The 24461-nt window shown below is 73.2% G+C and carries 25 protein-coding genes and 1 pseudogene; 13 read left to right on the plus strand and 13 right to left on the minus strand.

From position 1 onward, the window contains the following. Positions 1 to 30: 30 nt before the first annotated feature. Complete coding sequence (locus ACH4ZX_RS26025) at positions 31 to 582, plus strand: PadR family transcriptional regulator (RefSeq protein WP_398277272.1); 552 nt, start codon at positions 31 to 33, stop codon at positions 580 to 582. A 140-nt stretch (positions 583 to 722) separates the two neighbouring features. On the opposite strand, the gene ACH4ZX_RS26030 is transcribed toward ACH4ZX_RS26025, so the two are convergent. Both ACH4ZX_RS26030 and ACH4ZX_RS26035 read right to left on the minus strand, forming a co-directional pair. Further along, positions 723 to 1289: a hypothetical protein gene (locus ACH4ZX_RS26030; protein ID WP_398277275.1), complete on the minus strand. Its 567-nt coding sequence runs from the start codon at positions 1287 to 1289 to the stop codon at positions 723 to 725. Positions 1290 to 1520: 231 nt separating this feature from the next. After that, positions 1521 to 2516, minus strand: coding sequence for a fibronectin type III domain-containing protein (locus ACH4ZX_RS26035; RefSeq protein WP_398277278.1), 996 nt, complete (start codon positions 2514 to 2516; stop codon positions 1521 to 1523). 361 nt (positions 2517 to 2877) lie between these two features. Between ACH4ZX_RS26035 and ACH4ZX_RS26040 the strand changes: the two genes are divergently transcribed. Beyond that, complete coding sequence (locus ACH4ZX_RS26040) at positions 2878 to 3588, plus strand: glycoside hydrolase family 75 protein (protein ID WP_398277281.1); 711 nt, start codon at positions 2878 to 2880, stop codon at positions 3586 to 3588. Positions 3589 to 3638: 50 nt separating this feature from the next. Here ACH4ZX_RS26040 and ACH4ZX_RS26045 read toward each other — a convergent pair. Next, positions 3639 to 3722: pseudogene (locus ACH4ZX_RS26045) on the minus strand (3-ketoacyl-ACP reductase); the annotation flags it as partial. Between the two features lie 146 nt (positions 3723 to 3868). Between ACH4ZX_RS26045 and ACH4ZX_RS26050 the strand changes: the two are divergent. After that, a complete protein-coding gene (locus ACH4ZX_RS26050) occupies positions 3869 to 4507 on the plus strand; it encodes a TetR/AcrR family transcriptional regulator (protein ID WP_398277284.1) in 639 nt (212 codons plus the stop codon). 305 nt (positions 4508 to 4812) lie between these two features. On the opposite strand, the gene ACH4ZX_RS26055 is transcribed toward ACH4ZX_RS26050, so the two are convergent. The 4 genes from ACH4ZX_RS26055 to ACH4ZX_RS26070 form a co-directional block, all read right to left on the minus strand. Further along, positions 4813 to 5250 (minus strand): PTS fructose transporter subunit IIA, encoded by a 438-nt coding sequence (locus tag ACH4ZX_RS26055; RefSeq protein ID WP_398277287.1) that lies wholly within the window; start codon positions 5248 to 5250, stop codon positions 4813 to 4815. After that, on the minus strand, positions 5243 to 5842 hold the full coding sequence (gene dhaL / locus ACH4ZX_RS26060; protein ID WP_398277290.1) for a dihydroxyacetone kinase subunit DhaL: 600 nt from the start codon (positions 5840 to 5842) through the stop codon (positions 5243 to 5245). The genes ACH4ZX_RS26055 and dhaL overlap by 8 nt, the downstream gene beginning before the upstream one ends. Positions 5843 to 5887: 45 nt before the next feature. Beyond that, positions 5888 to 6880 carry a dihydroxyacetone kinase subunit DhaK gene (gene dhaK / locus ACH4ZX_RS26065; protein ID WP_398277293.1) on the minus strand — a complete coding sequence of 331 codons (993 nt, stop codon included), beginning with the start codon at positions 6878 to 6880 and terminating at the stop codon, positions 5888 to 5890. Positions 6881 to 7234: 354 nt separating this feature from the next. Next, a complete protein-coding gene (locus ACH4ZX_RS26070) occupies positions 7235 to 7825 on the minus strand; it encodes a hypothetical protein (RefSeq protein ID WP_398277296.1) in 591 nt (196 codons plus the stop codon). 439 nt (positions 7826 to 8264) lie between these two features. Between ACH4ZX_RS26070 and ACH4ZX_RS26075 the strand changes: the two genes are divergently transcribed. Further along, complete coding sequence (locus tag ACH4ZX_RS26075) at positions 8265 to 9851, plus strand: cytochrome bc complex cytochrome b subunit (protein ID WP_398277299.1); 1587 nt, start codon at positions 8265 to 8267, stop codon at positions 9849 to 9851. On the opposite strand, the gene ACH4ZX_RS26080 is transcribed toward ACH4ZX_RS26075, so the two are convergent. Further along, positions 9838 to 10296, minus strand: a complete 459-nt coding sequence (locus tag ACH4ZX_RS26080) for a carboxymuconolactone decarboxylase family protein (protein ID WP_398277302.1) — start codon at positions 10294 to 10296, stop codon at positions 9838 to 9840. The genes ACH4ZX_RS26075 and ACH4ZX_RS26080 overlap by 14 nt on opposite strands. A 420-nt stretch (positions 10297 to 10716) precedes the next feature. Between ACH4ZX_RS26080 and ACH4ZX_RS26085 the strand changes: the two genes are divergently transcribed. The 3 genes from ACH4ZX_RS26085 (at position 10717) to ACH4ZX_RS26095 (ending at position 12792) form a co-directional block, all read left to right on the plus strand. Continuing rightward, a complete protein-coding gene (locus ACH4ZX_RS26085) occupies positions 10717 to 11076 on the plus strand; it encodes a hypothetical protein (RefSeq protein WP_398277305.1) in 360 nt (119 codons plus the stop codon). A 268-nt stretch (positions 11077 to 11344) separates the two neighbouring features. Next, positions 11345 to 11596, plus strand: coding sequence for a hypothetical protein (locus ACH4ZX_RS26090; RefSeq protein ID WP_398277308.1), 252 nt, complete (start codon positions 11345 to 11347; stop codon positions 11594 to 11596). A 272-nt stretch (positions 11597 to 11868) separates the two neighbouring features. Beyond that, complete coding sequence (locus ACH4ZX_RS26095; protein ID WP_398277311.1) at positions 11869 to 12792, plus strand: carbamate kinase; 924 nt, start codon at positions 11869 to 11871, stop codon at positions 12790 to 12792. Positions 12793 to 13102: 310 nt separating this feature from the next. Here the strand turns inward: ACH4ZX_RS26095 and ACH4ZX_RS26100 are convergent, their stop codons facing one another. Beyond that, on the minus strand, positions 13103 to 13678 hold the full coding sequence (locus tag ACH4ZX_RS26100) for a hypothetical protein (protein WP_398277314.1): 576 nt from the start codon (positions 13676 to 13678) through the stop codon (positions 13103 to 13105). A gap of 139 nt (positions 13679 to 13817) precedes the next feature. Further along, positions 13818 to 14210, minus strand: coding sequence for an STAS domain-containing protein (locus ACH4ZX_RS26105; RefSeq protein ID WP_398277317.1), 393 nt, complete (start codon positions 14208 to 14210; stop codon positions 13818 to 13820). 250 nt (positions 14211 to 14460) lie between these two features. Between ACH4ZX_RS26105 and ACH4ZX_RS26110 the strand changes: the two genes are divergently transcribed. The 6 genes from ACH4ZX_RS26110 to ACH4ZX_RS26135 all read left to right on the plus strand — a co-directional run bounded on the left by ACH4ZX_RS26110 (position 14461) and on the right by ACH4ZX_RS26135 (position 20208). Further along, positions 14461 to 15531 carry a zinc-dependent alcohol dehydrogenase family protein gene (locus ACH4ZX_RS26110; RefSeq protein ID WP_398277320.1) on the plus strand — a complete coding sequence of 357 codons (1071 nt, stop codon included), beginning with the start codon at positions 14461 to 14463 and terminating at the stop codon, positions 15529 to 15531. A 30-nt stretch (positions 15532 to 15561) separates the two neighbouring features. After that, the gene (locus tag ACH4ZX_RS26115) at positions 15562 to 16233 is read left to right on the plus strand and encodes a helix-turn-helix domain-containing protein (protein WP_398277323.1); all 672 of its coding nucleotides are present in this window, start codon (positions 15562 to 15564) and stop codon (positions 16231 to 16233) included. Between the two features lie 124 nt (positions 16234 to 16357). Further along, positions 16358 to 16804, plus strand: a complete 447-nt coding sequence (locus tag ACH4ZX_RS26120) for a pyridoxamine 5'-phosphate oxidase family protein (RefSeq protein WP_324787792.1) — start codon at positions 16358 to 16360, stop codon at positions 16802 to 16804. Between the two features lie 224 nt (positions 16805 to 17028). Next, positions 17029 to 17904 (plus strand): universal stress protein, encoded by an 876-nt coding sequence (locus ACH4ZX_RS26125; protein WP_398277326.1) that lies wholly within the window; start codon positions 17029 to 17031, stop codon positions 17902 to 17904. 160 nt (positions 17905 to 18064) lie between these two features. Beyond that, positions 18065 to 18682: a hypothetical protein gene (locus ACH4ZX_RS26130; RefSeq protein ID WP_398277516.1), complete on the plus strand. Its 618-nt coding sequence runs from the start codon at positions 18065 to 18067 to the stop codon at positions 18680 to 18682. A 647-nt stretch (positions 18683 to 19329) separates the two neighbouring features. Continuing rightward, a complete protein-coding gene (locus tag ACH4ZX_RS26135) occupies positions 19330 to 20208 on the plus strand; it encodes a universal stress protein (protein ID WP_398277328.1) in 879 nt (292 codons plus the stop codon). 27 nt (positions 20209 to 20235) lie between these two features. Here the strand turns inward: ACH4ZX_RS26135 and ACH4ZX_RS26140 are convergent, their stop codons facing one another. The 3 genes from ACH4ZX_RS26140 to ACH4ZX_RS26150 are packed head-to-tail and all read right to left on the minus strand — an operon-like array spanning position 20236 to position 24445. After that, positions 20236 to 23235, minus strand: coding sequence for a CHAT domain-containing protein (locus tag ACH4ZX_RS26140; protein ID WP_398277331.1), 3000 nt, complete (start codon positions 23233 to 23235; stop codon positions 20236 to 20238). Beyond that, positions 23235 to 24107: a hypothetical protein gene (locus ACH4ZX_RS26145; protein WP_398277334.1), complete on the minus strand. Its 873-nt coding sequence runs from the start codon at positions 24105 to 24107 to the stop codon at positions 23235 to 23237. Before ACH4ZX_RS26145 ends, ACH4ZX_RS26140 begins: the two co-directional genes overlap by 1 nt. Then, positions 24104 to 24445 carry a hypothetical protein gene (locus ACH4ZX_RS26150; protein WP_398277337.1) on the minus strand — a complete coding sequence of 114 codons (342 nt, stop codon included), beginning with the start codon at positions 24443 to 24445 and terminating at the stop codon, positions 24104 to 24106. The genes ACH4ZX_RS26145 and ACH4ZX_RS26150 overlap by 4 nt, the downstream gene beginning before the upstream one ends. Between the last annotated feature and the right edge of the window lie 16 nt (positions 24446 to 24461).

Here is a 24461-nt window from a genome sequence, read left to right on the forward strand (position 1 = left end):
GGCGGGACGCGCCGTCCCTAGGATGACCCCATGTCACTCCCGCACGCGATCCTCACCGCCCTGCTGGAAAAGCCGTCCTCGGGGCTGGAGCTGACCCGCCGGTTCGACCGGTCGATCGGCTACTTCTGGTCGGCGACGCATCAGCAGATCTATCGCGAGCTGGGAAAGCTGGAGGCCGAGGGACACATCCGCGCCCTGCCGTCCGAGCAGCCGGCCCGCGGGCAGAAGAAGTGCTACGAGGTGCTGCCCGCGGGCCGCGCCGAACTGGCCCGGTGGACCGCCGCACCGCAGGACCCGCGGCCGCTGCGCGACCCGCTGTTTCTGCGGCTGCGCGCGGCGGCCGTGGTGGGGACCGCGGGTCTTCAGGACGACCTGCGCCGCCATCTCGACCTGCACCAGCGGCAGTTGGCCGAGTACGAGGAGATCGAGAGGCGCGACTTCCCGCCCGGCAAGGACGCTGCCCAGGACCGCCTGCGGCACCTCGTGCTGCGCGCCGGCATCGACCTGGAGACCTTCTGGACACGGTGGCTGGCGCACGCCCTGGAGGAGTTCGCCGAACTGCCCGGCCCTCCGGCGGCATGAGCGCCGCCGGGGTCACAGGCGTGCGGTGACCGTCCTGCGGTGACCGGCGTGCGGTCACGGTCGTGCGGTCACGGTCGTGCGGTCACGGCCGTGACGGTCACGGCCGTGTGGTCACGGTCGTGCGGTCACAGGCGGTGCGGTCACAGGCGGTGCGGCTTGGAACGGCGGCGCAGGTACCAGCCGGTGGCGATGACGCCCGCGCCGACCAGGGCGCTGCCCACCCCCAGCGTCACCGGGCCGTAGTCCCGGACGGCGCCGCCGAGCCCGCCCATGACCCCGCGCGACGGCGTGGCCGTGGCCGTGGCCGAGATCGTCGGAGTGACGGTGGGGGTGGCGGCGGAGACGACGACGGACTGCGTGCCCGCGATGCTGTTGTCGAACGAGCACATGACGATCACGGTGTACGTCCCGGGGGCCACACCCTGCCAGGCCGCCGTCTGCAGGGCGGTGGTGCCGGACAGGGCCACCTGCCGGCCCTGGGCGAAGCTCGTCTGGCTGCTGGTGAGCAGGGAGGCGGTGCCGAAGCTGCCGCTGCCGCTGGTCCGGGAGCACGCGGTGGTCGTCACCGAGACCGTGGAACCGCTGGTACTGACCGAGATGCCCGACCCCTGGGCGGTGGCCGGCCCGGCGGCCAGGGCGAGCGGGAGCGCGGCGGCGGCTGCCGCGGTCAGGAGCGAACGGGGAACGGGTGGCCTTGAATTGCGCATGTCCACTGCCTTCCGGCGGCACGGTTGGCGGTACATCCCTTGCGCCGCCGAGGATCGGGGAACGCCCGTGCTGCCTCACAGGAAGCCAACGTGCCCCGGCCGCGTCCCGCATGCGGACGGCCGCCGGGCGGGTGACGCGTCCGACCGTCCGGGTTACGCCCCCCGCCCTCCGGGGCCGTCCGCCGGGCTGCCCTTCGGACTGTCCGCCGGGGCCGTCCTCCGGGCCCCCCGTCAGGGCCGCGTGGTGGGCCCCGGTCCCGTGGTCACCGACCGCTGCGCCGACCAGCCGCCCCAGGTGCCGTCGGGCAGTCCGGCCCGGATCCGCACCCGGTGGCCGACCCCGGCCTCCCGGCCCACGTAGAAGCTGTAGGCCGCCCGGCCGCGCGGCGGGTCGCCGCCGAAGACCAGCGAGGTGGCCCCGCGGTCGTCGAGGCGGATCTCGTACCGCGTGACCGGCCCGTCGGTGCGCGGCGGGACCCAGCTCAGATCGATGTAGTACGCCCCGTCGGCGCGGTGCGTGCCCGCGCGGAAGCCGGTGGGCGCGGTGTCCCGGCCGTCGTCGGAGCCGGGGGTGGTCAGCCGGACGGCGGCGCCGGGCGGTGAGACGTTGCCGGCCGCGTCGCGGGCCCGCACGGTGAAGGAGTAGCGGGTGCCCGGCCGCAGTCCGGTGACGACGGCCGCCCGCTGGCCCCCGCCCACGCTGTGGATCTTCGTGCCGCCCTGGCAGACGTCGTACGACACCACGGCACGGTCGTCCCTCGACGCGGACCAGGACAGCTGGACCGCACGGCTGCCCGCCGTGCGGCCGCGGGTGCGGCCCGGCCGGGTCGGCGGCGTGGCGTCCGTCGCCACGGCCGCGGGCGTCCTGGCCCGCACCTTCCGGCTGTGCGGCCCGAGCCGTCCCGCGGCGTCGCGGGCCCGCACGGTGAACACGTACATGGTGGACGGCCTGAGCCTGGTGACGTCCACCATGTGCGCCGAACCGGGCACCCGCGCCACCTTGGTGGCGCCCCGGTACACCTCGTAGGCGCGGATGCCGGGATCCGCGGGCACCGCGTTCCACATGACGTGCACGCTGGTGGCGCTGCCCGCCGTGGCGGTGACGCCGCCGGGCACCCCGGGCAGCCGGCCCTCGTCGCCCGTGCCGTCCCGGCCGCAGGACGCGACCGGCGCCAGGACGGCGCACAGGGCGAGCAGTCGGCACAGGAGAAGGGCGGCGCGACGCACGGCTGTGCCTCCAGAGGCGGTACGGCGGTATTGGTCCGGACCAATATGGCGTCGCGGGCGGGACCGCGGCAAGAGGCCGTCGTTGGTCGGCTGCCGCGGGAGTTACGTATGCTGAAGTTCTTCACGGCGAACTTCCCATGAGGGCTGGGGAGTTCTCGCCGGTGGTGCGGGCCGCTGTCGTCGCTGATCCCGCGCCGGACGCGGGCGGCCGGGCAGCCGGAGCCGACGCAGGCTCAGGCGCCCGGCCCCTGTCCGGGTACAGGGTTGCACCATATGGCCCTCCAGCGGTGGCCGCGCGCGGGGAAGGTCATCAGAGTGGGCCGGGTGTCTGTCAGTGTCCCCCAGGAGAGGCTTTCCCATCGTGCGTGTCCAGTCGCTGACGCTGGCCGCGGCAAGCGCCGCCCTGCTCGCTCCGACGGTCCCACCGGCCACCGTTCAGACCCGCGTCCAGCAGGCGCCGGCGGCGTGGCGGCACACCCCGGTCACCGCCGCCGCCCTGCTGGCCAGGGCGCGTCCCTGTGTGCAGGTCTCCCGGGGCCGCTACCGCACTGACGTGGGCCGGCCTGCGGACATCCGGGTGTGCGGCACCCGCGACGCGGTCTACTGGAAGGCCGACCTGGACATCGACTGCGACGGGCGACCCGGCCCGCGTTGCAACAGCGACACCGATCCCGCCTTCTCCACCACCACCGCCTTCACACAGTCCGACGGCCGTCACCTGAGCGCCGAACGCCTGCCGTACATCGTGGTTCCCGCCGCCAGCCGCATCTGGGACCACCGCAGGCACGGGATCCGCGGCGGGTCGGTCGCCGCCGTCGTCTACCGCGACCGCGTGCAGTACGCGGTGGTGGGCGACATCGGCCCGCAGGGCATCATCGGCGAGGCGTCCTACGCCACCGCCGCGGGCCTCGGCATCCGCCCGGATCCGCAGGGCGGCGGCGCGTCCTTCGGGGTCACCTACATCGTCTTCAAGCGGTCCGTCGCGCACCCCATCCAGAGCCGCACGGCGGCGGTGAGGGCGGGGGAGCGGCTGGCCCTGGAGTTCATGCGCGGCGAGCGACTCGCCAGGTGACCCCGGGGGCCGTCAGACGGCCGCCCAGCCGTCGTCGACCGGCAGGACCGTGCCGTCGATAGTGCGGCGGCTCGCCCGATGCCCGAGCCCGCCCCGGTCACGATGACGCTGCGTCCGTCGAGTCCGCCGGCCATGAGGTGCTCCTGTTCATTGTGCGGGGAACGTGCGTGCCGGGCGCTGCGACCCGTGCACGCCCTCACCCTACGACTTAATGTCTCTGTGTGACATAAATTCGTGGGGGAGAATTCCGGAAGAGCGATCACCGTCAGCCGGAGGAACCATGACCGCGGGCCGCGGACGCACGGGACGACCGCCCCTGACCGAGCAGCGCAAGGCCGAGATCCGCCTCGAGATCGCCCGCGCCGCGGTCGACCTGTTCGTCGCCCAGGGCGTCACGGCGACCACGGGCGAGCAGATCGGGCAGGCGGCCGGCGTCTCCGCACGGACCGTGTGGCGCTACTTCCCGAGCAAGGAGGCCTGCGTACGGCCCCTGTTCACGGCCGGGATCGAGATGCTCGCCGCCCGACTGCGCGGCTGGCCTGCCGGCCGGCCGCTGGAGGAGATCCTCACGCCCGGGCACACCACCGGCCTGCCCCTGGTCGCGGGACCGGACGGCGCGACCGTCGCGGGACTGGTCCGGCTGACCCGCACCGAGCCGGGCCTGCGCGCGATCTGGCTGCAGACCTACGACGAGGCGGAGCCCGCCTTCGCCCGGGCCCTGGCCGAGCGGGCCGGGCTGCCCGCCGACGACCTCCGCCCGGCGATCCAGGCGGCGATGTTCAACGCGGCGCTGCGCGCCGCGGTCGAACACCATGCCTGGCGCACCGCCGAAGCGGGGCCCGACCGCGCGACGGCGGAGGCCGAACTGGCCCGCACCCTGCGCACGGCCCTGGCCACCGCCGCCCAGGGAGTGTCGTGAGCCACCGACCGCCCACGCCGCGCGCGGCCGGCGCCGTGTCCGTGTCCGTGTGACGGTCGGCCACCGGCTCCATGCGCAGTACATCGGTCTTCAGACCGGTGGTGAAGCGAATCTCTGGCCGCGAAGAACACCCCGGAGCGGGCCTGGCTCGGCGAGGTGCCGGCTGCTCTGACCTCGGACGTGGGCGGGCACCGTGATCGGCGTGCAGCTTCGGTACAGCTTCAGAGCCAGCGCCTGCCGAAGACCGGCGACCTCCACGCCGCGAGTTCCACCACCGGCTCTCCACGAAGCCGATCCGCGGGATGTCAAACCTTCCGGTACGTGTACGCCTCCGTGGCCGCCGCCTCCACCGCGTCGAGGCCGGCGCCCGTCGCCGCGGTGACGACGGCGGCCACCGCGCCCTCCACGAACGGGGCGTCCACCAGCCGTGTGCCGTCGGGCAGTTCGTCGTCCTCCGCGAGCAGCGCCTTGACGGTGAGGACCGCGCTGCCCAGGTCGGCCAGCACCGCGACGCCGGCGCCGCGGTCCACGGACGCGGCCGCCGCGGAGATCAGTCCGGCGCTCGTGCCCATACCGCCGCCCTCGGTGCCGCCCGCCGCCGCGACCGGCACCGACGCCGCGCCGCCCGCCAGGGCCTTCGCCAGTTCGGCCACGGCCGCGGCCACTTCGGCGCTGTGCGACACCAGCACGATGCCGACCGGCTTCGCGCCCTTCGCGTCCGTCTCGCCCCTGCCGTCACTCACCGGCGGCCTCCGCGAGCCCCGCGACGAGCAGCGCCGACGACGTGGCGCCGGGATCCTGGTGGCCGATGCTGCGCTCACCCAGATAGCTCGCCCGGCCCTTGCGGGCCTGCAACGGCGTCGTCGCCAGCGCCCCCTCCTCGGCGGCGGACCGCGCCGCGGCGAAGCCGTCGCCGAGGGCGTCCACGGCCGGCACCAGCGCGTCGATCATGGTCTTGTCGCCCGGGGCGGCGCCCCCGAGGGCCATGACCGCGTCCACCCCGGCCCGCAGCGCCTCGGACAGCCCTGCCTCGCTCACCTCGCGGCCGTCCCCGAGCGCCTTGCCGGTCCGGCGCAGCAGCGTGCCGTACAGCGGCCCCGACGCGCCGCCGACCGTGGAGATCAGCTGCCGCCCGGCGAGCGTGAGGACCGCGCCCGGCGTGTCCGGGACCTCCATCTCCAACACGGCGACGACGGCCTTGAACCCGCGCTGCAGATTGCTGCCGTGGTCGGCGTCGCCGATGGGGGAGTCGAGGGCGGTGAGCCGTTCCGCCTCGCGGTCCACGGACGCGGCGGTGACCGTCATCCAACGGCGGAAGAAGTCGGCGTCGAGCACGGGATCTCCTTGCGTGGTAGGTGGGTCGGCGCGGGGCTTCGCCGGTCACATGCCCCAGCGCAGCGCCGGGGTGCGGACCGGCGCGTCCCACAGCCTGAGCAGTTCCTCGTCGATCTGGCACAGGGTCACCGAGGCGCCCGCCATGTCGAGGGAGGTGACGTAGTTGCCGACGAGCGTGCGGGCGACGGCGACACCGCGCTCGGCGAGCACCCGCTGCACCTCGGCGTTGAAGCCGTACAGCTCCAGCAGCGGAGTCGCGCCCATGCCGTTGACGAGGACCAGGACGGGGTTGCGCGGGGAGAGGTCGTCCAGGACGGCGTGCACGGCGAAGTCGGCGATCTCGCGCGAGGTCATCATCGCCCGCCGCTCCCGGCCGGGTTCGCCGTGGATGCCGACGCCCAGCTCCAGTTCGCCGGCCGGCAGGTCGAAGGTGGGGCTGCCCTTGGCCGGTGTGGTGCACGCGGTGAGCGCCACACCGAAGCTGCGCGCGTTGTCGTTGACCTGCCGGGCGATCGCCTCCACCCGCTCCAGCGGCTGCCCCTCGTCCGCGGCGGCGCCCGCGATCTTCTCCACGAACAGCGTCGCCCCGGTGCCGCGCCGCCCGGCCGTGTAGAGGCTGTCGGTCACCGCCACGTCGTCGTTGACCAGCACCTTGGCGACCTGGATGCCCTCGTCCTCGGCGAGTTCGGCCGCCATGTCGAAGTTGAGCACGTCACCGGTGTAGTTCTTCACCACGAACAGCACCCCCGCGCCGCTGTCCACGGCCGCCGCCGCCCGCACCATCTGGTCCGGGACCGGAGACGTGAACACCTCGCCCGGGCACGCCGCCGAGAGCATCCCGGGGCCCACGAACCCGCCGTGCAGCGGCTCGTGCCCGGACCCGCCGCCGGAGACCAGGGCGACCTTGCCGGCCACCGGAGCGTCCCGCCGTACGATCACGCGGTTGTCCACGTCGACGGTCAGCTCGGGGTGGGCGGCCGCCATGCCCCGCAGCGCGTCCGCGACCACGGTCTCAGCGACGTTGATCAGCATCTTCATGACAATCTCCTAGTCGGCTCACTTCGGTGACGCTGTGTCAGGCCCGGCGGTGGATCGACGGCATGCGGCTGGAGTCCTCCCCAGGCAGTATCGGCCTTGCGGCGGTCAAGGTCACGTGAGGCGGGAACCGAGCGAGCCGGTGACGGGCACGCCTGCCCGTCACCGGCTACGCGGAGACGAACCATCACACTGTTGAAATGCGACACAATTTTCACAGCGTTCCTGACACTGTGATGCGCGATCGCCGCGGCAGCGGTCAGGGACACGATTCAGCACCTGCCGACGGAGCCGAGCGGGTGCGTTGCGCTCCGGACGCCGCTCGATCCCCCGCGGGCCGGCGTCCGCAGCGTCCGGTCAGGACCGCTGAGCGCGGTAGAGCCCACGGCCCGCCCGGCGGACACGGGAACTGCCGACGAGGCGGTCGAGGGTGCTGCGGACCGCGTTGATGCTCCCGCTGTCGCCGTCGCGGCCCAGCGCCGCCGCGACATCCCGAGCGCGCACATCGGCGTCGCCGACGCCCTCGAAGTACTCCAGGATCTGCTCGGTGAGCCGACCGTAGTTCCGCTGCTGGTCCACCTTGGCGCGGGGCGCGCGGGAGGTCCGCTTCGCCGCCTCCTGGCGGTGCTTCGGCTGCTTGACGCGGGGCTCTGTCCGGGGACCCGCGTCGGCGTCCTCGGAGCGGGCGTCGGTCTGCGCCGCGGCGGCTCCGGAGTGCCCGGTGTCCGAGGGGGCGGCGACACTTCCGCCGGGGCCCGCGGTGGCAGCCGGGTCGCGCATCAGGACCTCGAGGGCACTGAGGGCCCGCTGGACGGAGCCGAGGTGGGCCACGACCGCGGCCAGTTCCCGCTCGAGTGCCTGCTTCTGAAGCTCCAGGCGGGCCAGGTCCTCCTGGAGGCTCTCCGCGGTGATCTCGACATTGTGTGCCGCGCGAGTGCCCGAGACCATGTGTTCCTCTCATCCTCCGCTGTACCCGGACATCATAAGCGGGAGCGCACTCCACACAAGGATGAACCACTTGTTGCCACTGTCCCACAGGGAGTGCGACAGGTTGTCGGACGGAGTCCGTCTGGCCCGCGGTGACGACGCTCCACGTGCGACCCGGTGTCACACATACCGGCAGCGCCCGTTCTCAAGGGCCAGACACTTCGACACCGAGGAGGTCCGGCCGTGGACTGGCGTGAGAGTGCGAGCTGAGTGCGAGCTGCCGATACGAGGATCCCGACGCCGGACGGCACGCCGGGCCCGGGCAGCCGTGGGGGCCACCGCCTGATCGCTTCCGGAGCGATGCCGGCGGGGCACCGAGACAGTGTCATGTCACATCTTCACGCGACGCACGGTCGTAAGGGAGTCGGAAGTTCGCAAAACCTGACGTGGGAGTGCCGTCGTGAAGGAATCGGGTGAAAGGCTCGCCGAGTGGGCGAGGGCGAGGCTGGGTCACCGCGGCCGGGCCCGGGGCGCGCTGCGGAAGGCCTTTCCGGATCACTGGTCGTTCCTGCTGGGCGAGATCTGCCTCTACAGCTTCGTCGTCCTCGTCATCACGGGCGTGTACCTGACCTTCTCCTTCCACCCCTCGTCGGAGCAGGTGGTCTACGAGGGCAGCTACGCGCCGCTGCGGGGCCAACGGGTCTCGGAGGCGTTCGACTCCACCATGCACATCTCCTTCGACGTGCGGGGCGGCCTGCTCATCCGGCAGGCCCACCACTGGGCGGCACTGATATTCGTCGCCGCCGTGGTCGTTCACATGATGCGTGTCTTCTTCACCGGCGCGTTCCGCAAGCCGCGCGAACTCAACTGGATCCTCGGCTTCTCCCTGCTGATCCTGGCCATGTTCGGGGGGCTCACCGGGTACGACCTGCCGGACGACCTGCTGTCCGGCACCGGGCTGGCGGTCGTGAACGGAACCATTCTTTCGGTACCGGTCGTCGGCACCTGTCTGTCGATGTTCCTCTTCGGCGGAGAGTTCCCGGGAGACGATCTGGTGGCCCGCTTCGACACCATCCACGTCCTGCTGATCCCCGCCCTGATGACGGCTCTGATCGTCGCCCACGTGGTCCTGTCCCTCCGGCACCGGCACGCCCAGCGCCCCGGGCCGGGACGCACCGACGAGAACGTCGTCGGCATACCCGCCAAGGTGTATCTCGTGAAGTCGGCGGGATACTTGTTCCTGGTCGCCGGTGTGATCTTCTTCGTCGCGGCCGTCGCGCAGATCAACCCCGTCTGGCTGTACGGCCCCTACCGGCCCGACCAGGTCTCGGCCGGATCGCAGCCCGACTGGTACATGGGCGTGGCCGACGGTCTGCTGCGCGTCATGCCCGGCTGGGAGATCAGCGCCTGGGGTCGTACGCTCGCCCTCGACAACCTGATTCCGATGGTGGCGGGCGTCGGTCTGTTCCTCGCGATGGGCGCGTACCCCTTCATCGAGGCGTGGGTGACCGGCGGCGACCGGGAGCAGCACCTCCTCGACCGGCCACGCAACCGGCCCGTGCGCACCGCACTGGGCGCCGCCTGGCTGAGCGCGTACCTGGTGGCGCTGATCGGAGCGGCGAACGACCTGATCGCCACGCGGTTCCACGTCTCCGTCAACGCCGTCACGTGGGCGGTCCGCGTCGGCCTGTTCGCCGTACCGCTCATCGTCTGGTTCGTTGCCGAACGCTGGACCCTCGGCCTGCAGCGACGCGACCGCGACATGGTGCTGGACGGCCGTGAGACGGGCATCGTCAAACGCCTGCCGCACGGAGAGTACGTGGAGGTGCACGAACCTCTCGGCCGGGAAGAGCTGCACGCGCTGACCGCGCACGAGCAGTACACGCCGCTCACCCTGCCGGCGGACGGCAACGGTACCGACGGAGCTCACGGCGGGCCCACGCGCGCGCAGCGGCTGCGGATCCGGCTCAGCCGGGGCTTTTACGGCGAGGGTTCCCAGATCACCAAACCGACCGAGCAGGAGTACAAAGAGATCACCCATTCGTAGATTGCGCACAGCGGGGCCGGACGTTGATGCGGTTGTAGGCGTTGATGACGGCGATGAGGGAGAGCAGCGCGATGAGCTGCTCCTCGTCGTAGTGCTTGGCCGCGTTCGCCCAGGCCTCGTCGGTGACGCCGCCCGAAGCGTCCGAGATGCGGGTGCCCTGCTCGGACAGCTCCAGCGCGGCGCGCTCCGCCTCGGTGAAGACCGTGGCCTCCCGCCACGCGGCGACCAGGTTGAGCCGCTGCTGGGTCTCACCCGCGGCGACGGCGTCCTTGGTGTGCATGTCGGTGCAGTAGCCGCAGCCGTTGATCTGGCTGGCGCGGATCTTGACCGGTTCCTGGGTCGCCGTCGGCACGCCCGACTCCGAGGCGACCTTGGCCGCCGAGTTGATGTGCTTCAGCACCTTCCCGGCGAAGGGGCTGCCGAAGAAGTTGAGACGCGGTTCCATTGACGCTCTCCTGAGCCGTAGGCCTGGTGGTTACCCCCTATTGACCGGACGGCCCGCGGATGTGTGACAACGAGCGCGGCCGGAACGGGCCGCCGCGCGGATTCAGCCACGGGGGTGCCGGCCAGCCGGCGGCTGTGGATCATGGGCGGCCGACCTCGTCACAACAGTGTGACAAAGTGTTGTTTCCCGGCGTATGGTCACGTGTGGCGCTCTGCCACATGGTCGCGTGATGCTTCCGTGATTCTTCAGCTGTGAAGGACATCTCCCATGCCCGCAGTTCTCGTACACGGCGCCCCCGACACCCACCGCCTGTGGGACCCGGTCCGCACCTGGGGCGGGGGAAACGGTCCCGTCAGCTCCGAGTACGTCTGACATCCGCTCGCCAGGATCTGGCAGGACCCGGTCGAGGGCCCCCGTTACATGGACCGGCTGGAGGCGGAGTCCTTCGCCCGTGACCTGACGGAAGGCTTCGACGTGCCCGCCGAGGCGGCCGGGAAGACGGCCGCACGGGTCGACGCCCCGATGAAGGACAGCATTCTCCGGCTCTACCGTTCCGCCCTGACGGTGGGTGCGGAATGGGAGCCCGCGCCGGCCCGGGTGTCGGCGCCGTGCATGGTGTTCTGGGGTGCGCTCGACCCGGCCTGCCAGATCGAGTTCGGCCGCGAGCTGGGCAGGGCCCTGCACGCGCCCAAGATCGTCGAACTGGACTGCAATCACTGGACCGTGCTCCAGCGGCCGGCCGAGGTGGCGGCGGCCCCGGAGGCCCACTGGGGTGCCTGAGCGGGCTGCCGCAGGCTCAAACAGTGTCACTATTTCGGTGGCGCTTACACTCACACCGTCTCGGCCGCTACGGTCGTGGGCGCAACGGAGCCTCGGTACGCCAACCACGTAGGGAGTAGGCGATCTTGGACGTCCACGAAGCGGTCACCGGCCGACGAGCAGTGCGCGGATTCACCGACCGGGATGGAAGAAGCAGGCCGCTCGCGGGCTGGCCGACATAGAGGCCTTCCTCTACCGGGAGGCTCGACTCAGTGCGGCTCGCCGACGTGTGGCGGACTTCAGCGCACGGGTGGACGGGCTGTCCGTCGAGCAGAAGCGGGACATCGAGCGGTGGTATCTCGAGGAGCAGAGGTACGTGGCCCGCATGGTCACGGAGTACATCGCCGACAGCGTCAGCGCCACCGAGGAGGCGAACCGCATCCGGTTCGGGCGATGGCTGCGCGGGACGCTGATCGCCATGGTCCTGATCACGGTGGCGACGATCGTGTGCACCGCCGTCGTGGTGGGATCGGTGGCCTGATCACCTCGTGCGGCCCGGTCATCAGGGGCACGCGACCGGCGCCGGAGGCCGGGACGGTGCCCGGTGCGCCGGGGCCCGTCGAGCGGCCATGGCTGTCACCTGCCGCGCGGGACAGGGGCCGGGCGGCCGTGAGTCCCGGGACCAACGGGCACGTCCGGGGACCTGCGGCCACTCACCCGGCCCGGCCCCGCGCAGCAGGATCGATCCCGCAACGCACACCCGGCACCACCTGCCCGCGCCAGCGGGGCGTGGCCACTGTGGAGGGCTGAACCATGCGTATCGTCGTCGCTCTCGGCGGCAACGCCCTGCTGCACCGGGGCGAACGCCCCGACGCGGAGATCCAGACGGCCAACATCGTCCGGGTGGCCACCGCGATCGCCGCGCTCGCCCAGGACAACGAGCTCGTGATCACCCACGGCAACGGCCCCCAGATCGGCATGCTGGCGGTGGAGAGCGCGAGCGACCACGCCCTGAGCGCTCCCTATCCGCTGGACCTGCTCGGCGCCCAGACCCAGGGCCTGATCGGCTCCCTGCTGGTGCGGGCCCTGCACGACGCGCTGCCCGGCCGCAAGATCGCCTCGGTGGTCACCCACACCCTGGTGCGGGCCGACGACCCGGCCTTCGCCCGGCCCGACAAGTTCGTCGGGCAGGTGTACTCACGCGAGCACGCCCGGGCACTGGCCAGGGAGCACGGCTGGCACATCGCCGAGGACACCGGCGGCTGGCGCCGGGTGGTCCCCTCACCGGCGCCCGAGCGGTTCCTGGAGACGTCCACCATCCACGACCTGCTGGCCTGCGACACGCTGGTCGTGTGCGCCGGCGGCGGGGGCGTCCCCGTCGTCGCCGACCGGGTCACCGGGGGGCTCAGCGGGGCGGAGGCCGTCGTCGACAAGGACCTCACCGCGGCCCTGCTCGCCGAGGACCTCAAGGCCGACTTCCTGCTGATCCTCACCGACGTGCCGTGCGTGTACGCCGGTTTCGGCACCCCCGAACAGCGGCCCATCCTCGACGTCACCCCCACCGAGCTGCGCCGCGGCGGTTTCCCCGCCGGCTCCATGGGACCCAAGGCCGAGGCCGCCGCCCGCTTCGTCGCCCGCACCGGCGGGCTGGCCGCCATCGGCGCCCTGGACGCCGCGTACGAGATCGTGCACGGCCGCTCCGGCACGCTGGTCCGCCCGGACCTGACGGTGAGCTGAGGCGGACCTGGGCCCCGTGACCACGAGGAGGCCCGTGCACCCCGGACAGGGTGCACGGGCCTCCTCATGGGTCCGGGCGGACAGGGTCCGGCGACTCGGCGGGTGCGGGGCGGGACCGTGCGGTGGCGGTGGCGGTGGCGGTGGCGGTGGCGGGGCGCGAGGCCGCGGTCGTGCGGTCACGGTCAGCGGCCGCGGTCGCGCGGGCGCCGACAAGCCCGTGCCTCGCGCGGTGGCGGGGGCACGGGCTGGAGGGTGCTCGGCCGTGGTGCGGCGGCGGCTCGGTGGTGGTGGGGGCGGTGGGGGCGGTGGGTCAGCCGGTCTTGTGGCCCCAGGCGGGTCCGACCAGGTCCCACTCCTTGCCCCACTCCTCGAAGCGCCTGCGGTCCAGGCGCCAGCGGGCCAGTGCGCCCGCGCCGAAGACGGCGCCCGCGACGGCCAGCCCGGCGGCCCCGCCCAGCAGACCCGCCTCGAGACGGGCCTCCGTGGGCCCGGGCGGCCGGGTGGTGAGCGCGTCCCGGGCGTCCAGCCAGACCACGACCCGGCTGCCGGCCTTCTGACCGGCGTCCACCAGGGTCCTGCCGGTGCGGGTGGCGCCGTCCGCCGTCGTCCAGCGGACCCGGGCCGGGACCCGCTCGGCCGTCACCCCGGCCGACGAGTCGCCCGATACGTCGGCGAGCAGGACGGCGCGGGTGGAGTGCCGTTCCGCACGCTGCTGGGCGAGCACGTCACCGGCGGCACCGGCCGTGACCAGCCCGGCGACGGCTCCGCCGATGGCGATGACCGCCCACACGGCGAGCACGATCCACGCCTCGACGATGTCCTCGTGGCGCCGCAGCGGATTGCTCCGGAACCGCCACAGCCTCTTCCTTCCAGACCTGCCGCCCATTGTCCTGCCCCTCCTCCTCGTGGTCACGGCACGACGGTGCCACCTGGCGGGGCGTGCGGGGATGGGCCGGTCAGGCGCCTACCCGGGGTCCGACCGGGACCCACCTCCCCGCGGCGCCGGGCCGTTCAGCCCCCGGTCCTCAGCCCGCGGCGGCGGTCAGTCCCACCGGCTCCGGCCCGGGGGTGAGGGCCTCGGACAGGCGGGTACACACGTGGAAGACGCCCGCCAGGCCGGCGGGGCGCAGCAGCCGAAGGAAGCCGGGGTCGTCGGAGACCAGCCGCAGCCGGCCGTGCCGCGCCAGGACGCGGTTGCGCACCCGGCACAGCACTCCCAGTCCGGAGCAGTCGATGAAGGACACCGCCCGCAGATCCACCACCACGTCGGGGTTCGGAGACGACGTCAGCGCGTCGAGCCGAGCCGACAGGGACGGTGCCACGAGCAGGTCGATCTCGCCGCGCAGCGCCACGACGGTCCTCCCGGCGACGGTGCGCACGGTGGGGTCCGGCGTGCGGCTGGAGTGGGTTTCGGCCATGGTCAAAGACAAGCCGTCCGGGGCCCGCGCGGGGAAGTGCCGATCGGCCCACCGCATCGCGCCGGGCCTGGGCCGGACGGGCCGAACCGGGCCGGTAAGGATCCGTCCGGCGGCGCCCGCAGGGCCGACCGGCCCAAGCGGGCAGGGCCGTGGCGGCCCAAGCTGAAGCTGCGGGGCAATCCCGGCGCCGCACCGGCATCCGGTGACCCCGGACTCACGGGCCCGGGGAACCGAGGAGGGAAAGATCGCCATGAAGGGCTATGTCTTCCACGGCCCCGGCCAGTCCTCCTGGGAGGACGTCCCGGACCCCGGCATCCAGGAGGCGACCGACGCCATCGTCCGCGTCGACGCCGTCACCATCTGCGGCACGGACCTGCACATCCTCAAGGGCGACGTGCCCGAGGTCCGGCCGGGTACCGTCCTCGGCCACGAGGCGGTCGGCGAGGTCGTCGAGACCGGCAGCGACGTGCGCACCGTACGGCCGGGGGACCGGGTCCTGGTCTCCTGCATCAGTGCCTGCGGACGCTGCGCCTACTGCCGCACGGGGATGTACGGCCAGTGCCGGGGCGGCGGGGGCTGGATCCTCGGCCACCTGATCGACGGCACCCAGGCCGAGTACGTGCGCGTGCCCTACGCCGACCTGTCCGTCCACGCGCTGCCCAGCACGCTGGACGCCACCCAGGCCGTGCTCCTGGCGGACATCTTCCCCACCGCCTACGAGGTGGGCGTCCTCAACGGGAAGGTGCGGCCCGGCGACACCGTGGCCGTCGTCGGAGCCGGCCCGGTCGGACTGGCCGCGATCGCCACCGCCCGGCTGTTCAGCCCCGAACGCATCGTCGCCGTCGACCTCGCCCCCGCCCGGCTGGACGCGGCCAAGCAGCTCGGCGCCGACGCCGTGGCCGACGCCCGCGAGGCGCCCGAGCAGCTGATCGCCGACCTCACCGACGGACTCGGCGCCGACGTCGTCATCGAGGCCGTCGGCACCCCGGCGACCTTCGAGATGAGCACGCGCATGGTGCGCCCCGGCGGGCACGTCGCCAACGTCGGCGTGCACGGCAGCCCCGCGACGCTGCACCTGGAAGACCTGTGGATCAAGAACGTGACCATCACCACCGGCCTGGTCGACACCAACACCACGCCGACCCTGCTGCGCATGGCGGCCGCCGGCCGGCTGCCCGTGCAGGCGCTGGTCACCCACACCTTCCCGATGCACGAGATGCAGGAGGCGTACGACGTCTTCGCGCGGGCCGCGGACACCGGCGCCCTGAAGGTGGTGCTCGGTGGGGAGAGCCACGAGACCCTCGCCGTCCGGACGGCATGACACGGACGTGACCGGAAGGAGTGACGGGGAATGACAGCAGCGGGTCCCGGCGCGCCGAACGCCCTCGCGGCGGGCGATCTCGGGCGCCGTCTCGCACGCAGGCGCAACCGTCTCGGGCTCAGCCGCGAGGAGACGGCCGCCCGGGCCGGCGTGGCCCCCGGATACCTCCAGTACCTGGAGGAGCAGCCGGCCGCCGCACCGGGCACCGGCACCCTGCTGAGGCTCGCGGAGGTCCTCGGCACCACCATCACGGAGCTGACCGGCGGCGAGGCCGACGCGCCGCCCGGTCCCGGCAGGGCGGCCCGCCACGCGGAGTTCACCGAACTCAGCGTCCAGGAGTGCCGCGCACTGCTGTCCACGCACGGCGTGGGACGCATCGCGGTGCCCACCGTCGAGGGACCCCTCGTGGTCCCCGTCAACTACAGCCTCGTCGACGGCGCGATCGTCTTCAGCACCTCGCCGGGCACCGTACCGGCGCAGGCGGCCGGCTGCCGGGTGGCGTTCGAGGTCGACCGCATCGACGACGTCTTCAGCCAGGGCTGGAGCGTGCTGGTCCGCGGCCTCGCCCGGACCGTGACCGACCCGGACGAGGTGCGCCGGCTGGTCGAGGGCTCCTACAGCGAACCCTGGGCCGGCGGGCGGCGCGAGGTGTGGGTGCGCATCGAGCTGCTCGCTCTGACCGGGCGCCGGATCACCGTGTGAAAGGGCTGTTGTCCATCCTGGTCGGGACCCATGGCCCTAAGCCGGCGGTCCCGGCCGACACATGATGGACCTGTTCCCATACCGCCGCACAGAGCGGTCCCCACGCGCTGAAAGACGGCCGGCCATGTACCCCAACGACGGATTCCGAGAACTCGATCGGCAGGAGTGCCTGCGTCTGCTGGCGAAGGTGCCCGTCGGTCGCATCGTCCACACGCGCAAGGCCCTGCCGGCGGTGCTGCCGGTGAACTTCTGCCTCGACGGGGACGGCGCCGTGCTGCTGCGCACCTCGGCGGCCTCCGAACTGGTGCGGGCGATCGACCAGGCGGTCGTCGCGTTCGAGGCGGACGAGGTCGACGCGGTCGCCCACTCCGGCTGGAGCGTCGTCATCACCGGACGGGCCGCGGTGGTCACCGACCCCGTACGGCACGAGATCCTGGCCCGCACCGGCCCCCGCTCGTGGGTGGCCTCGCCGCGGGAGGTCTTCGTCCGCATCGAGCCGGAGCTGGTGACCGGACGCGAACTGGTCGCCGGACGCACCCTGTACGGCGTCGATCTCGACATCCCCGCCTGAACGCGCCGGCCCCGCCCGGGGACCGTACGGCCCTCCCACAAGGGGCCGTACGGCGTGCCCGCCGGTTCCCGCGGGCCCTGCCCCCCGGCGTCCCCGTACCGCGAGCATCGGACCCGTAGCCGTAGCGGGATTCCCGCGAGCCGTCCGGCGGGGTACACGCCCCGGTTCCGGCGGCCCCTTCCCGCCGCACGAGAAGACAACGGCACCAGAAGGGAAACGGGACAATGACTCTCCACCACGTGGTCGTCGGCGTGGACGGCACGCCGGCCGCCGTACGGGCTCTGGACCTGGCCGCGGACGACGCCGCGCGGCGCTCCGCCGAACTGCGCGTCGTCTACGCCGTGCCCGACCGCGACGAGGCGGGACCGATCCTGTCGTCGGCCGCCGCGCGCATCCGCGAACGCCACCCCGGCCTGCGGGTCGTCACCACGGCCGCGCAGGGCGGCGCCGTCCGGGCACTGGCCGCCGAGAGCGAGGGCGCCGCCCTCACCGTCGTCGGCACCCGCGGCTTCGGCGGGGTCACCGGGACGCTGTTCGGCTCGGTGAGCCTGCGGCTGGCCGCGCAGGTGCACGGTCCCCTCATGATCGTCCGCGGGGACCACGTCTGCCACGGGGAGACCGCCGGGAGCGACGCGGGCGAGCGGCTCGGCACCGGCCACGAGGTGCTCCTCGGTCTGCAGGACGACACCGACGTCACCGCGGCGGCCTTCGCGTTCGAGGAGGCGGAGCGCCGCGGCGTGTGGCTGCGCGTCCTGCACTCCTGGGACCGCCCGCACATCACCCCCGAAATGCCGTCGCTGGTGCCGGCGACGAGCCCCGGCCAGCGGCGCATGGCGCAGCACGACCGGGCGGAGGAGGCGGTGGCGCGCTTCAGCCTCGCCCGGCTGCAGGAACAGCACCCCACGGTGGGCGTCGACGCCCGCACGGTGCGCTCCGGCGCCGCCCAGGCACTGCTGGAGGCCACCCGCGAGGCCGCCGTCGTCGTGATCGGCTCGCACGGTCGCGCCGGCCGGCTCGGCCCCCACCTGGGCACGGTCGCGCACACCCTGCTGCACCACGCCCACTGCCCCGTGCTGCTGGTCCCCTCGACGGACCGCTGACGGGCGCTGTGCCGGGCCCCAACTGGTCCGGCACAGGGGGCCGTTCGGACTGTGCGGTCAGGCCTTGCAGCCCCTGCGGCAGATGCCGCGGCCGCGAGACATTGAAGGTGCAACAAGGGCTCGGAAAGCCCGAGTGACACTCTCGGAGGGGATGAAGATCATGGCAGTCCACAACCACCCGCAGCGCCTTCACGGGTTCCACTTCTCGTTCCAGCGCAAGGCCGCGACCGCCCCGCAGACCGTGGACACCGCGGCATCGACGGCGACCGTCGCGCACGCTCTCGCCGGGCTGCGACTGCTGACCGGCTTCGTCTTCCTGTGGGCGTTCCTCGACAAGACCTTCGGCTTCGGCTACGCCACCCCGTCCGGCAAGGGCTGGATCGACGGCGGCTCGCCCACCAAGGGCTTCCTGAGCTCGGTGGCGGTCGGTCCGATGGAGTCGACGTTCCACGACTGGGCGGGCGCCGGCTGGGCGGACTGGCTGTTCATGCTGGGCCTGCTGGGCATCGGCGTCGCGCTGGTCTCGGGAGTGGCCCTGCGGCTCGCGGCGGTGGCGGGCACGCTGATGATGGCCTTCATGTGGATCGCGGAATGGCCGCCGGCCAAGCACCTCTCGGACGGGTCGCTGAGCATGTCGACCAACCCGTTCGCCGACTACCACGTGATCTACGCGGTCGTGCTGATCGCCCTCGCGGCAGCGGGCGCCGGCGCAACCTGGGGCCTGGGCAAGGTGTGGGCGCGGCTGCCCTTCGTCAGCCGTAACCGCTGGCTCATCTGACCGCTCGATGCGCACCGGACCGGGGCGCCGCCACTGAGGAAACCCACCTCAGCGGCGGCGCCCTTTCGCATGCCCTGCGCCGGCCGCGCCGGGCGGTCCCCCGTGTCGGGCGGTCCGCCGCGCCGCGCGGGATGCGGTGTCCCACGGACCGCGGCACCGCGCCGGGCCGCCGTGTCGCGCGGGCCGCTCCGGCCGCCCCTGCGACACGGCAGCCCGTACGAGGCGGGCGGCGAGGCACAAGCCGGCGCCCTGCGACACGATGGCCCGCGCCCCGGGGCTTCCCGCACACCGCGACGGCCCACGCGACGCAGACGGCATGCAACACGGCAACCCCGCACCCAGGTGCGGCCGGAACGGCACAATCCGGCGCCCCGGCGCGGCGCAACCGCCCGCCCGGAGCATCCCGTGCACCGACGGTCCACGCCGCAGGACGGCCCATCCTGGGCGCGGGGCCGCACCGGGCCGCAGTGCTCCGCCGGAGCGCGCGGGCCGCTCCCGTGTACGGACATCGCGTCGTACGGGCCGCTCAGGGGACGGGGCGGCGCGGGGAGGGGTGGGACTCTCAGGGGTCACTCGGGGACCAGTGGACCTATCCGGGGCGGGTGGTGGGACAGCACAGTGGGGTCCGACACGAAGGAGGCCCGATCATGTTCCGCACCGTCACCGTCGGCCTGGACGGCTCGCCCGAGAGCCTCGCCGCCGCCGACTGGGCAGCCAGGGAAGCCCGGTTGCGGGCGGCCGTGCTGCGCGCCGTGTACGCCGGAGAGCAACAGCCCTCCGTCTACGTGCCGTTCGCGGGGGAGGCGGTCGCACAGCCCGACGAGGACCGCACCGAGCGGATGCTGCGGGAGGTCCGGGCGTCGCTGGCCCACCGCCACCCCGGACTGGACGTCACCGCCGAACGGCTCGCCGGCCGGCCCGCCGCCGCCCTGGTGGAGGCGGCCGGGGAGAGCGTCCTGCTGGTCCTCGGGTCCCGGGGGCTGGGCCGGGCCGCCGGTCACCTGCTCGGCTCCGTCGCCTCGGCCGTGACGGGCCGGGCCGACGGGCCCGTGGTGCTCGTACGGGCCGGCGCCGAGGCCCCGGGCGAGCACCGGCCGGACGCGGACGGCACCCCCTCGGCGGCCACCCCCTACCGCGACGTCGTCCTCGGCGTCGAGCTGGCCGACCGCACCGGTGACGCCGTGCTGGAGTTCGCCTTCGACGCCGCCCGGCGCCGCGCGGCCGGCCTGCGGGTGGTCCACGGCCGCCGGCTGCCGTCGCACGCCGACACGCCCGCGCGGCCGGAGGACGGGCCGGAGAGCCTGCTGCGGCCCTGGCGGGAGAAGTTCCCCGACGTCGAGGTCACCGAGGAGGCCGTGGTCGGACACGCGGGAGCGCACCTCGTCGACGCCTCGCGGGACGCGTCCCTGATCGTGATCGGCCGCAGGAACCGCCGGAGCGCGACCGCCGCCCGCCAGGTCGGCCCGGTCACCCACGAGGTGCTCCGCCACGCGGTCGCCCCGGTGGCCGTGGTGCCGCACGACTGAGGACCGGCAGGCCCCGGTCGGAGGGGGTCAGGGCCCTACGTGGAGATGAGCCGCCCAGAGGTCGGGTCTGCCGGGGTGGGCTCGGCGGATCTCGGTGGTGGCTGAGTGGAGGGCTCGGGCGGCGTCGTCGGGGCCGTGGGCGGCGATCAGGGCGTAGAAGTGCTCGGCGATGTCGGATGCGACCCGGTCGTCGACGGGCCAGAGGGTGCCGATGACGTGGCGGAAGCCGGCCAAGTGGAACGCGGCGGTCATGTGCATCGCTTCGTCGGCGCCGGTGAGGACGACGTCGCTGGTGGCGCAGGCCGACAGGTAGGCGAGGTCGGCGTCCAGACGTCCGGGCAGGTCTCGCGGGGTGAGCGGCTTGTCGTGGAGAAGCAGGCGGCTCAGGGTGGGGACGCGTGTGTCGGGCTCCGCGTGGCAGGCGAAGTGGACGATCCGGGTGCGGGGCAGGGCGGCGAGTACGGCGTCGCGGGTGGCCTGCTCGTTGTGCAGGACCGTGGCGCCGAGCAGCCGGGTGAGGCTGTTCGCCTCGGAGACGGCGCCCGCCAGGAAGGCTTGGTCGGGCGTTCTGCTCATGGCGACCGCGAGGGCTTCGCCCGGCGGGGCCGGGGCGCGGCGGGCGGCAGGCATGGCGCGGACGGTGGGCAGGTAGGAGGACACGGTTCTGGCCATGACGGAGTCCTCGCCGTCGCCCGCCGCGTGCAGGGGGAAGAGCGACATGATGCCTGCCGGGCACCACCACAGGCGGGAGCCGTTCCACCCCGTCGCGGTCAGCGCATCGAGCACGGGGCGGCCGACGGTGTGCCAGAGCCAGCCGAGGACGCCGACGACATCCTCGCCCGCCCCGGAGCCGAGGGCGTTGTGGAGGACGTCGAGCCGGGCCCGGGCCTCGCCGAGGGTGAGGCCGGGCAAGGAGACGGGCTGGACGCCCGCGGGAGTGACGAGGAGCGCCAGACCACCGGTCTCGACGGTGCTGACCGTGACGACCGGGCCGCGGTCGGTGTTGCCGCAGAGCTCGCCCGCCGTGCTCCGCGGAGCGCCGCGCACGGTGTCGGCGAGGATGCCCCGCGCCCTTTCCAGCAGTTCCAGGGCGCGGTCGGGGCGGTGGGCCCGGACCGCGGCGTCGGCTGCCTTCGCGCCCAGACCGGAGTGCACCTGGAGCATGAATTCGTTGTCCTCGTAGTACCTGCTGCGCATGCCGAGGTCGGGCAGCAGGCCGACGGCCGCCTCGAGGGCCTGGAGTCTTTCCGTCGGATCCGCTGTGGAAAGCGCGGCCAGTTCGGCCTGTTCGAGTCTGATCTGCAGCTGGGTCCTCGACGACAGACCGGGAAGACGGATGGCCTCGGTGACCGCCGCTTCCGCCCGGTGGAGATCGCTCGCGTCGTCGGAGCGGCCGAAACGCAGTCGGAGGGCGGCGCCGAGGTCCAGGAGACTGTCCGCCCGTGAGCCGGGAGGGGCGAGCTCCAGGGCGCGTTCGCCCACCGCGACGGACTCGTCGAGCAAGGCGCTGTCGCCCGTCAGTTCGTACGCCTGCCAGAGCGTCGTGGCCAGCATCGCGTGCGGGTGGTAGCGGTCGGGTGCGCTGGCGATGGCGGCGCGGAACAGTCGTACCGCCTCGGGCACGGCGTCCGGCTCACGGCGGCATGTGAAGCGTGTGAACCAGACCACGCCCAACCCGCCCAGGAATTGGGAGCGGCGCGGGTCGGTGGCCGCCAGCAGGCCGACGGCCGCCCGGCCGTTGGCGGCGGCCCTGTCCAGGTCCTCGATCGAGCCGGTCCGCCGGTACCAGTGCATCTGGGCCTGGCTGAGGGCGTGCAGGGCCCCGGCCCGTGAGTGGCCGTCGTCAGCGGGAAGTCTCCGTACGACGCGTTCCCTCCGCCCGAGGGACCGGTGGAGGCGCTCGCTGTCTCCCGTACGCCGGTACTGGGCGAATTCGATGTCCGCGGCGAGAGCGGTGAGGGGAAGCTGACGCGGAAGACACATCCCGGCCTCGATCACCGCTGCTTCGGCCCGGTCGAGGTCGTCGGCGGCGCCTTCTCGCTCATAGCGCTGGAAGTACAGCCCGGCGAGATGCCACTGCAGGACCGGGTGGTCCTTGTGGTTCCGCTGGACCAGTGCCTCGGCCTGCTGGGCCGCGGCGACCGCCTCGGGCAGGAAGCCGGGGTCCTTGGCGGCGGCCAGCGACAGGGCGCGCGAGAGAAGCAGCAGCCGGGTCGGCTGCTCGGGACCGGGGAGTGCGGCCGACTTCCGCAGGAAGCCGATCGCGCGGGCCAGATCCGGAACGTCGAAATCGCGGAGGAACCGTTGCCAGAGCTTCTCCCCGCACAGGAAGGCGAAGTAGCGGCCGTCGGGATCCTGTCCCGGGGACAGCGCGGCCAGTTCCTCGGCGCACTCGAGCGCGGCCTCGTGGTCCGCCGTGTCACCGGTCGCTTCGTAACGGTGCTCCAACGCCAGGAAGAGTTCATGCAGAGTGGCGAGGCGCTTGCGGCGGCCTCGCGGGGCGAGTCGTTTTCGCGCCACGGCGACGACCTGGTCGACTTCCGTCGTGTCACCCTGCCGTGCGGCGAGCAGCCGGACCGCCCTCACCATGGCGGTCATGCGTTCCACGCGCTTGGGATGGTCGTCGTCGGTGGCCATGACGATGCGCCGCCAGGCGAACGCCGCACGCTCGGCCTGCACCGGATCGGGCGAGTCGCGGGCGTCCTGCCGCAGCAGTTCCGCCTCGCAGACGCCGAATTCCGCGAGGAAGGAGAGCATGTCCGGCGGCAACGCCGTGTCGCTGTACAGCAGGCAGGGAGTGAGCGCCATGACGGCCGAGCGCATGTCGGTCGGCTCGTGTGCCGCCAGATAGCGGTAGAAGAAGAAGATCCCGACCGTCCGGGACGCCTCCGTGGCCTCACCGTCCCAGTCCACCCAGGCTTCGACGAGGTGGTCGTGCATGCCGTCCGCAAGGGTGAGCCGCACGTCGCCGGCCGAGTGCACCCGTTCGACACAGGCTGCGAGTTCCCGCACTGCACGAGAAACCATCAGGTCGTCCCCACTGAGGTCCGGTCACGCGCCCACGCGCGCTGGCGACGGATGACAGTCACGAACGCCCGGACCGCGAGGCAGAACGCGGGTGCCAGGACGATCGTGACGAGCGGCTGAGGTACGGGGAGGAACAGGGCGATCTCACCGAGAGCCAGGCTCACGCCCGAGATGACCGATGCGGAGGTGACCGGGTGACGCAGGACGAGGGGCAGGAGACAGGCCGACAGGCATACCGCGCTCACCACGAGCGCCGGCGGGCCGTCCCAGATGCCGGGGGCCGTCGCCGCCACCGCGACGGCGAGCAGGGCAGCCGCGTCGGCCGCGGCCCGGCGACGAATGCCACGATCCAGAAAGAGGGCCCTGAACAACCAGCCGAACTCGCCCGCGACGCCTGCCGCGCAGACGGCCAGGACCGTCCAGCGGGCGCCGGTGAGCGGGCCGCGCGGCACGCAGGCGACGAGCAGTCCGGTGAGCAGCGCGACGATCCCGGCGTGGTAGAAGCCGCGCGCCGCGTTCGCCCAGCGGTGGGCCTGCAGCAGGTGGCTCCGCTGCATTCCCAGCAGGAAGGGGGTCGGAACACCGTCCGTCTGTTCACCGGGGAACCACTGCAGAAGGTCCCCCGGCGTGCACACGTAGCGTCGGGTCCACGCCGTTGCCTGGACGGTCGCGATCTGCAGCAGGCCGGCCGCCACGAACAACGCCAGCGACGCGTCCGGCCACCGGCTGACGGCCACGGGGCCCGGGACGGACGACTGCAGCGCCAGCACCGCCAGCGTGAAGCTGCCTCCGGCGAGCAAGGGGGCGGCCACCCCGCCGACCGCCTGGATGCTCTCCAGGTAGCCCATCGGGACGGGCGGCCGCCAGTTCACGTTCCCGCCCTCGGGCACTGTTCGGTGTGATCGCCGTCCACCCCGCCGCAGGAGCAGTAGTAGCCGCGCCCGGCGACTCCCCGCTCAGCGGCGGTCTCCTGCTCGAAGGTGATCCGCGGCGAGGGGAGGGCCAGCGCGTTTGCGACCGCGTCCCCGAGGGCGATCAGGTCGGCCGTCTCGGGGATCGCGACCGGCAACCGGATGTCACCGGGGGCGACGCCGATCACCCCGTCCAACTCCGCACCGAACGGTGCGAGCGCGGCGGCGATCAGCGCCGTGTCGGGTCGTTCGGCGTGCCGCCACGCCCCGCGTAACCGCAATATCAGCTCTTCGCGCACGGGGTCATGATGTCAA

It is taken from the genome of Streptomyces sp. NPDC020490, assembly GCF_044335305.1.
In the GTDB taxonomy this organism is placed as follows: domain Bacteria; phylum Actinomycetota; class Actinomycetes; order Streptomycetales; family Streptomycetaceae; genus Streptomyces.